We start from the raw sequence: 806 nt of genomic DNA, 5'->3' as shown, positions 1-806 counted from the left end.
GAAAAAAGGGCGGTGAGAGTTATGGCGGCAGCGGGCCGAATTGAGATTAATACATCCTTAAACAGACAAGGGGCAGAGCGAGACTTTCAGCGGCTTCAATCAACAATGCAAAGTGGAGCTCGGCGAATGAAAAGTGTTGGTGAAACTATGAGTAAAGCCATTACTGTTCCGTTAGCTGGATTAGGCGCGGCTGCCATCTCCTCTGCTAAAAGTGTGAATGATGCACAAGCTAAAATACAGTCATCTTTAGGAGTCACCAAAAAAGAAGCTGAAAATCTTACTAATGTAGCCAGAAATATTTATAAAGCTGGTTTCGGCGAGAGTCTTGATCAAGTATCTGACGCTCTTATACAAACGAAACAAAATATGAAAAATATCAATAGTGAGGCCGAATTACAGACTGCCACTAAAAATGCACTAGCATTGGCCAAAGCTTTTGATACAGACGTGAATGAAGTAACTAGAGGTGGCGGCCAGTTGATGCAAGCTTTTGGTATAGACTCGCAAAAAGCTTTCGATTTGATGGCTTATGGGGCTGACCATGGCTTGAATTTTTCTAATGAGTTATTTGACAACTTAAGTGAATATGCCCCTCTCTTTGCGAAAATGGGCTATTCAGCAGACGAATACTTTAAGCTGCTTATAGCTGGATCTAATAATGGAGCCTACAATCTCGACTATGTCAATGATGTCTTTAAAGAGTTTCAAATTCGTGTAAAAGACGGATCGAAAAGCACAGAAGAAGCAATGGGACAACTATCAAGTGGGACTCAAAAGGTCTGGAAAGACTTCTTGCAGGGGAAGGG

The 806-nt window shown here is 41.8% G+C and carries 1 protein-coding gene; it reads left to right on the top strand.

Features of this window, described 5'->3' with window-relative positions:
* Nucleotides 1-21: 21 nt before the first annotated feature.
* On the top strand, nucleotides 22-806 hold a 785-nt coding region (locus AC4CV5_RS20745; RefSeq protein ID WP_490923802.1), incomplete at its 3' end, for a phage tail tape measure protein.

It is taken from the genome of Bacillus sp. NS1, from assembly GCF_058248265.1.
Note: the sequence above shows the minus strand (reverse complement) of the source record. Positions and strands in the feature narration are given on the sequence as shown.